The organism is Gracilibacillus alcaliphilus, from assembly GCF_016909015.1.
Classification (GTDB): domain Bacteria; phylum Bacillota; class Bacilli; order Bacillales; family Amphibacillaceae; genus Gracilibacillus; species Gracilibacillus alcaliphilus.
This window is the reverse complement of the sequence record NZ_JAFBFA010000001.1, coordinates 340,042-346,312: the sequence shown is the minus strand read 5'-3', so window position 1 is coordinate 346,312 and position 6,271 is coordinate 340,042. Positions and strand designations below refer to the sequence as shown.

Here is a 6,271-nt window from a genome sequence, read left to right as displayed (position 1 = left end):
TATATTCCTTGACTTACCTAATGTTTTTAATATTAATCAATGAAAATTAGAGAAAAACAGCGATATTTTAAGAAAATGAAAGTATATTGAGGGAGGGACGAATTCAGTCTATCACCTCTTGACTTAAAGTGTTTACATATCATAGAATGTTTTTTTATGACTGAATGCAACATATTCGTGTTTGATGTGGAGAAAAATAATGTTACCATCCATTTCGAACAAATTTTTATAGATCTGAACACACGCCATCAATATGTGCATGTGTTCAGAGGTATGGCCCCTCTTTTCATAAAAAAATTTACTCTCCTTCTACCATAACATTAATCTCTATTTTCTAATTATTTCCTAAAGCCTTTTTATCATCATCAAACATCCGTAGACAAATTAAAAACAGAGCTAGTAATTCAATGATCGTATGCACTTAATAAAAAGAGTGTCACCCCCCAACCAAGAAAGGGTTTGGAGCTGTTTTTTACTGGCTGTCATACTGTATTTTCCTACAACAAATGAAACAATTATCATAGCGATAATCAGAGCAAAGGGGGCAAATACTAGCACTCCTAACACGGGAAAGAACTGTGTCTTATTTTTTACTGTGTCCAGAGTCGCTTTTTACTTGTGTGGTCATTTCATCATTTTTAATTTTCACACTTCTCCCTCCAAATCAGGGCTGGTTATTGGTTGATTAATTACTCTTTTGATCGATTAGTAAAACATTATCATAAAAATAGTCAATTATTATTCTATCTATGTGTTATGTTACAAAAATCTTATTCTATGAGTGGTTAAATTCATACAAGCTGTGAATAATAGAATTCTTCTTTACTCTTTACGGAGCTAGACGTTGCTATTCGCTTGCAAATAGGGATCCACAAGCGAATATTTTATAATTTACGCTAGACTACAAAAAAATAAAAGATCCCATTTTAAGCTTTTTCAAAATGGGATCTTTTCTATGTGAAGCATTTTATAATTTTTATAAAAATAACTTGTTGTACTTAAATGGATACATCCAATGATAAAAACTCAGGTAGTTGTTGTTTGTGCTTGTCGAGCATAATCTGTTCTGGCTTAATGCCCTGCTCACGAAGTACTTCAATGTTCTGCACGAGGAACTCATCACTGCCGACAACATAGAAAAGTCCTTCCTTGTCTGCCGCAAGATTTTTCACTTCTTCATAGTAGTCGTTACGGTTATCGACGAACTGTGATGTGAACTTCTTGTCAGCTGCGGATTCAAAAATAGTAGTGAATAAGAAATCTCTTGATGAATCGATGTTCAAGGAATGGATTTGACTAACATGATCAGAACGTTCGAAATAATCCAGTACAAGCGGTCTGAAAGTTGCCAGGCCGACACCTGATGACAGCAGATAAATATTTTTGCCTTCCCTTTTAAGTGGTACATTCGAATGCGTTTTAAAAATTGCCACTTCATTGCCCACTTTAAGATTTCTTAACAACGCTTTAAACTGAGAGCACTGTTCTTTAATACGCGTTGTAATACCAATTGAGTTTTCGTGTGGTAAAGTAGAGATGGACATATGACGAATCAGGCTGCGGTTTGGTTTATCTCCAGCATTAAAACCTTCCAGTGCAAAGTGAGTGTGGGAACCTTCTTCCCATGTAAAGCCTTCCGGACAGTCAAGCATGTATGTTTTAATCTCAGGGGTTTCTTCAATAATCTTATTTATTTTAGTCCAGTATATTTGCATTACACCTTCTCCTTACTCCATGATATTTATCTTTACTATCTATTATACAATAAGTGATAACAATTCTCAATTAAAAAGATTGGTTAAATCTGATAAATTACTGACGATCTTGGCTTCGTTTTTGGGGATGTTTTTGCTAGATGTAGTAACACCGAATTCTATCAAATCTGTTTTTATGTTCACGCTTATTTGAACCACAGCTTGTATTAGTCTAATTTATCTAACTTTTATAAAGTTTGACTATTCAAGCTAATTTTTGTTATATTCGATTATATAATCAAACTTTGCTTTTTTGGTTCAGGAAGGGGCTGGTGAGGCATGCTAAATGAAGTTTCTGTCTTCATTATGGATGTAAGGAATTCATCTAAAGAAAACATCGGGAATGAATTGAGTGAATATCTGCAGCAATTAAAAGACAGGATTGCTGAGTGGACAGAAAATATCGTTGTAACCAAGATTAGTCATCGGGCTGGTGATGAGTTAGCCGTTATCTGCAGCGGATATGCCTCGGCATATACACTTGCTTTCTATATCAGTCAGATTTGGAGGTTCGCAGATCATAAACCTTATTTCGGTCTATCATTTGGCCATATCCAAGAGGATTTAAGCGCAATAAATTTAGAAACTTGGATTCATCCTTTAATGAAACAAGCGAGAAATGCCAATGATTATCTAAAAAGACAACCGAACAACACGCTATTCCGTTTTGAATTACCTAGTCTGTCAACTAAACAAGGCTTCACCGTTTTTAACAAACAATTTGAAACATTAATAAATACGAGTTTAACTCTAAAACAGGAACAGATTAACGAACAAACCGACATACAATCACTCGTCTGTTCTTTGTATTTAATAGTCGGCCAACAAAATAAAGTAAGTCAATATCTTGGCAGAACAACAGCCACTATATCAACTCATATTAAAAAAGGTAAAACACCCGTTATCTTACACGCTTTTTATGATATTGTTAAAACACTGGATTCATTAGAGTCGCAAGAAAAGCCTCCTCTAACTGATAAATTGCAAACAAATATTAGACAACATGTAAGGAACCATCTTAACGATTATTTGCCTAAGGAAGGGAGATTATCATGACTGAATTGTTGCTACTTCTTGCCCATTTAATCGCTGACTTTTGGCTGCAATCTGACCAAATGGTGAAAAATAAAACGAAGTATTTGAAAAAACACTTCCTCCATCATCTGCTGACAACAGGAATCGCCCTTGCGATTATATGGGCTTATCTATACGAGTTTCGAAACATCATCACCTATTTTATTCTACCTTTAGTTTTTATTAGTATCACGCATCTTCTAATTGATGTATTAAAAATAAAATTAATAGACTCCATTCCAAAAGGCTCAGCGGATAATTTGAAAGGTCTCGGCTACTTTCTATTAGACCAAGTATTGCATTTAATGATAATACTGACAGCCTGTATCCTTTTCTTCCATATGACCGTTACAGATATAGCAGCGAGTTTTTTAGACTTGTATGGAATACAAGGTTTAAGCCTATTTCATACATTATTATTTATGATCATCATTTATATTTTGGCAACAAGTGTCAGCGGCCATATTGTAAAGTATATCATCGGTTCATTGCCATCAGAACTGGCAAACTTTGAAGGCGAACTGACATTAAAAAATCAGCTGAACGGTGGAAAAGAAAAAAACCAACCTAAGACAAAGGTTAGTTTTACGGAGGAATATCATTATTTTACCTATTCCACCCCACTTCGTTCACGCGGAAAACTCATCGGATATATTGAGAGATTGCTTGTTATTATATTAACAGTGATTGGCGCCTACCCTTCTATTGCTTTTATTATCGCAGCCAAGTCAATTGCACGCTTTAAACAGTTAGATGATCGAAATTGGGCAGAATATTTTTTACTAGGCACACTGTCATCTATTTTTCTAGGACTAGTACTTGGTCTAGTTGTACAAGGAATAATTAAGTAAAAGAAAGGAGCCATTCACGAAGTTGGCTCCTTATTACTTATAGAGGTTGTTCAAAAAGTCCAATAAAAATGACACGGCGAATTTCTGCGTTGGCTTGCTTTTCCGCTACTCACGTATTAAAAGCATACGCTCCGTTGCTCAAAGGCTGCGCCGCCTTGAACTTCTTGGTCCTTTTGATCGAACTTTTTGAACACGCACTTATAGATTTAAAATCACTTTCTATTTATCCCATTCGTCCTCTGCTTTTTCAGATAATTCCTGTTTAGCCTGTTCTATGGTGGAATGAATGAACTCCATTGCGGAAAACCTCTGTTCACATCCGGTTTTATAATGGTTGGAGGGGTATCAGTAAAGCTTAGTGAAATCGTTGTATGTGTTATTTGTCCTTCCTGACTCATTGTTTCTGAGCGAGAGGCATTATTTGGTATAATGATAGACAGCCATTCAATCCTATCATGCTCATCACACATTACTTCACAGGAAAGTGTTTGTGTAGATAAGCCAGCCATGCTGTTTTCTAACGTTTGTGCTGCTTGATCACGTGCAGAAACGGTTGGTTGTCTGGCCATAAATTGTTGCATATCAATTGATAGTGTAGTGAGAATTCCCCAATGGTGTCACCTGTTCAACACCTTGCAACCAAAACAAAGGTGCTAATATCGTAGCACCACAGCCAGAATCGTCTGATTCAAGTGCTGTCCATTCTTTCTCTCGGCCCATCTACCTCTTGAGAATTCCTTCTGCTTCTGTTTCCACTTGAAAGAGTGGTCCTGGCTGGTTTAATGTTACAGCAATCTATTCATTTAATTTTCATTACATACGAATCAGACATTACCTATTCCTCCTTTTTATTCCAAGGGGTAATTATATTATATCTATACATACAACTACAAACTACTCCGACGAAATTGTTCCTAAAAAAAGAGTGTAGGATAGCTTGTACATAAACAAGTCGTTTCTGGCATTTGTTTATATCCTATCTGAAAAAGAGTTCAGTTACATCATGTAACTTAAACTCTTTTTTCTGTATCGTTTAGCTTTGCTTCTCATCCTTTTCATCATCATCTACAACAACATAAGGGCGCATCATATCATAATCTTCATGCTCTAAAATATGACAGTGCCATACAAACTCACCACTGTATGGGGCAAATTTGGCAATCACTCTGGTAATATTAGCGGCAGGTACTTCAATTGTGTCTTTCCAGCCGCGATGATTTGCTGGCGGTGCCTTAGGTGGTCCTGTATATACGATTTTTCCATCTATATTATATTGTTCAAGATCGAATGGCTGATGATCCAAGACCTGGAATTGTATAAGGTGTATGTGAATTGGATGAGAGAAGTTGGTCGTATTTGTCAAAGCCCAAATCTCTGTTGCTCCAAGCCGTGGATTTTCTGTAACTGGATCATGCCAATGTTTATTGTTGAGAAGTAATAATGGACGGTCAAATTCATCAGCTGTTCCAACTAACTTTAAATAGCGAATCGCAGAAATTTTATTTTGTTTTAAGGAAGGAATAACAGATAAAGCTGAAGGCAAAAGGCTTCGATCTTTATTTTTTAATGGCTTTGTAACACGGAATTGCATCATATTTCCGGTATCTTCATTTGTTCCTATCTCATTTTTTAGTACGATAGATTGACCAGCTGCTTTGGAAAAATCAATAATCAGATCGACTCGTTCTGCTGGTTGCAAACTAATTCTCTCCATTTTGACGGTATTTCTGAGCAGTCCCCCATCAGAACCGATTTGCTGGAATAATAGGTGGGAGTCAAGCTGTAATTGATAGGATCTTGTATTCGAAGCATTCAAAATCCGGAAGCGATATTTTCTCGGCTCAACCTCCAAAAATGGCCATGCCTTCCCATTAACTAAAATTGTATCACCATTGAATGCGGGCAGAACAGAAGGATTGGGCAGATTTGCGGCGGCATCAGCAGGTTGTGATGGATAAAATAATGATCCATCTGCCTGAAAGCTTCGATCTGCGATCATAAGTGGAATCTCATAATCACCAGCTGGCAGATTTAATGATTTCTCCTGCTTATCTCGAAGAATATACATACCTGCAAGCCCTGCATACACATTTAAGCGCGTAATTCCCATCGCATGGTCATGATACCAAAGCAGACTTCCACGCTGATAATTTGGATACGTATACGTTTCTCTTGAGAAAAAAGGTCCCGTTTCTTGAAAGTTTCTTGTGTACCATGCTTCTGGATGACCATCACTTTCAGGTTTCGTTTCTATACCGTGTAAATGTACAACGGTGCGTACAGCAGGAAGCTGTTCGAGCCCATGAATGGATAAATCAACAGGAAGCAGATGCCTATCAGGCAGTTGATTAAGCCATGTCACGTGAACGGGCTCATCACGATTTGCTTCAATTATTGGCCCAGGAAACTGGCCATTATATCCCCATAAAGTGGTAGCTGGTAAATCACGATGTAGTTTACTCCTGAATTGCCTCATCGTGATTTCATAATGAGCTCCGTCCTTTGTCTTTTTGTTAGGCTTTAGAACCTCCATTCTTGGAAGTGGATCAACAAATTTTTCTAGCTTAGGACTCATTTCGTATTCACCCCATT

At 36.9% G+C, this 6,271-nt stretch carries 6 protein-coding genes; 2 read left to right on the top strand and 4 right to left on the bottom strand.

Annotated features, from left to right (window positions below; translation table 11 throughout):
* Positions 1-998: 998 nt before the first annotated feature.
* Entirely contained in the window at positions 999-1,715 is a 717-nt protein-coding gene (locus JOD18_RS01845) for a dihydropteridine reductase (RefSeq protein ID WP_204667167.1), read from the bottom strand.
* A 318-nt stretch (positions 1,716-2,033) separates the two neighbouring features.
* Here JOD18_RS01845 and JOD18_RS01840 point away from each other — a divergent pair, with 318 nt between their 5' ends.
* Both JOD18_RS01840 and JOD18_RS01835 read left to right on the top strand, forming a co-directional pair.
* Positions 2,034-2,810 carry a hypothetical protein gene (locus JOD18_RS01840; protein ID WP_204667166.1) on the top strand — a complete coding sequence of 259 codons (777 nt, stop codon included), beginning with the start codon at positions 2,034-2,036 and terminating at the stop codon, positions 2,808-2,810.
* Positions 2,807-3,679, top strand: a complete 873-nt coding sequence (locus tag JOD18_RS01835; protein ID WP_204667165.1) for a DUF3307 domain-containing protein — start codon at positions 2,807-2,809, stop codon at positions 3,677-3,679. Before JOD18_RS01840 ends, JOD18_RS01835 begins: the two co-directional genes overlap by 4 nt.
* Positions 3,680-3,951: 272 nt before the next feature.
* Here JOD18_RS01835 and JOD18_RS01830 read toward each other — a convergent pair whose 3' ends face one another.
* The 3 genes from JOD18_RS01830 to JOD18_RS01820 form a co-directional block, all read right to left on the bottom strand.
* Complete coding sequence (locus JOD18_RS01830) at positions 3,952-4,248, bottom strand: hypothetical protein (protein WP_204667164.1); 297 nt, start codon at positions 4,246-4,248, stop codon at positions 3,952-3,954.
* A 13-nt stretch (positions 4,249-4,261) separates the two neighbouring features.
* Positions 4,262-4,399: a hypothetical protein gene (locus JOD18_RS01825; protein ID WP_204667163.1), complete on the bottom strand. Its 138-nt coding sequence runs from the start codon at positions 4,397-4,399 to the stop codon at positions 4,262-4,264.
* A gap of 313 nt (positions 4,400-4,712) precedes the next feature.
* The gene (locus tag JOD18_RS01820) at positions 4,713-6,254 is read right to left on the bottom strand and encodes a multicopper oxidase family protein (RefSeq protein WP_204667162.1); all 1,542 of its coding nucleotides are present in this window, start codon (positions 6,252-6,254) and stop codon (positions 4,713-4,715) included.
* Between the last annotated feature and the right edge of the window lie 17 nt (positions 6,255-6,271).

What these genes read in the sequence shown, in the direction of transcription:
- JOD18_RS01820 (WP_204667162.1), bottom strand. Translation starts at nt 6,254, where the DNA reads ATGAGTCCTAAGCTAGAAAAATTTGTTGATCCACTTCCAAGAATGGAG.
- JOD18_RS01830 (WP_204667164.1), bottom strand. Translation starts at nt 4,248, where the DNA reads ATGGCCAGACAACCAACCGTTTCTGCACGTGATCAAGCAGCACAAACG.
- JOD18_RS01840 (WP_204667166.1), top strand. Translation starts at nt 2,034, where the DNA reads ATGCTAAATGAAGTTTCTGTCTTCATTATGGATGTAAGGAATTCATCT.
- JOD18_RS01835 (WP_204667165.1), top strand. Translation starts at nt 2,807, where the DNA reads ATGACTGAATTGTTGCTACTTCTTGCCCATTTAATCGCTGACTTTTGG.
- JOD18_RS01825 (WP_204667163.1), bottom strand. Translation starts at nt 4,399, where the DNA reads ATGGGCCGAGAGAAAGAATGGACAGCACTTGAATCAGACGATTCTGGC.
- JOD18_RS01845 (WP_204667167.1), bottom strand. Translation starts at nt 1,715, where the DNA reads ATGCAAATATACTGGACTAAAATAAATAAGATTATTGAAGAAACCCCT.